Raw genomic sequence first — 1,262 nt, forward strand, 5'->3', positions numbered from 1 at the left:
GCGAAGTTCTTCATCAGTTTGAGCACGACAGATCGACCGTGCTGAATGAGCGTCGCCGCGCAGTGAAAGAACTCCAGACGGAACCTTGCAATGGTATAACCTTGATGCACCGGCTCGCAGCAATCGCGTTTGAATCGCTCGAACAAGTTATAGGCAAGCAGCTTGATGAGCAAATCCAGTTCATTCGCTTTAAAATCGCTTGTGGCGATGCGATCGATCGAGAAACCGTTTTTGGCTTCCTTGATGTAATTTTCCATGCAGCAGCGCTGGTTGTAGAAGCGCCACAAATCGATCGGCTCCCATTCCAGATTGGTTACAATCGCTTCATATTGCCAGTCTGTATCGAACACGATCCGGCCTTGTCCGTCATCAAACACCTGCGCTTTACGAATAATCGCCACGCGCCGCGGCTTCTTCCAGGACGTCGCTTTATAGATCAAGGTAATGCCTTCGATGATCCAGTCTTCGTCAACATAGCGCGTCCAATAGCGGCAGGCCTGAACTTCTTTTTCCAGCCGCTGTGTCCATTTGAGCTTGCCGACATAGCCGATTCCTTTGCTTTCCCAAAGGCTGTAGAAGTCTTCGCCGCCGAAGCCTTTGTCAAATCGGGCGTACTTCACCTTGCGATCGCCGAGGAGCTCGAAGGTTTGCTGCAGGAAGTCGGCAGCGTCAGTGGAGGAGTGCGTGTTGCCCGGCCGAAGCGTCGCGTTCAGATTCAAGCGGGTTTGGCCTTCAAAGGCCAACAGCGGATGATAGCTTTTACGCCCGGGCTTGTGCGGGTTTGTCCCCTTGGCCGCGCCGGTCTGATCGCCGTATACCGTTTCTACTGTGGAGTCCAGATCGAGAATGATGTCAAAGGGCAGGCAGGGCCGGATGATTTCCTGATTCAGTATCCGCAGTTCAGTCGGCAACTGCGGACACGACCGGCCAAGCCGTCCAAGCTCCTTGTACAACAAGCTATGATGCGGACAACGTCCGCCCAGGAAACGGTTCAGCAGCGGGTCATGTTGCAGTTTGCGGAAATGAAAAATCCGCTCGCAGCCGAGCATCCAGCCGACGATGAGGTAGAGCAGGATAAGATGAATAGGGAAAATCGAGTTGTGCGCTTTGCCGCCGGAGAGGCTGCGCATCGCCTCGGCAAGCTTGATTTTTTCGAGAAAGGCCAAGAAGACTTTGATGCCTCCGAAGCTCGTTGCGTTATTCAGCGAAAATTCTGTCTTGATTTTGCTAACGGGTGTGGTAGACTTCACCTAAAAGGTGCT

Annotated in this window: 1 protein-coding gene; it reads right to left on the reverse strand. The window is 53.0% G+C overall.

Annotation, left to right across the window (positions count from 1 at the left end; translation table 11 throughout):
- The coding region (locus tag L323_RS40825; RefSeq protein ID WP_081665710.1) for an IS1380 family transposase at positions 1-1,250 on the reverse strand (1,250 nt) is incomplete at its 3' end.
- Positions 1,251-1,262: the final 12 nt, after the last annotated feature.

This window comes from Ruminiclostridium papyrosolvens C7 (assembly GCF_000421965.1).
Classification (GTDB): domain Bacteria; phylum Bacillota; class Clostridia; order Acetivibrionales; family DSM-1351; genus Ruminiclostridium; species Ruminiclostridium papyrosolvens_A.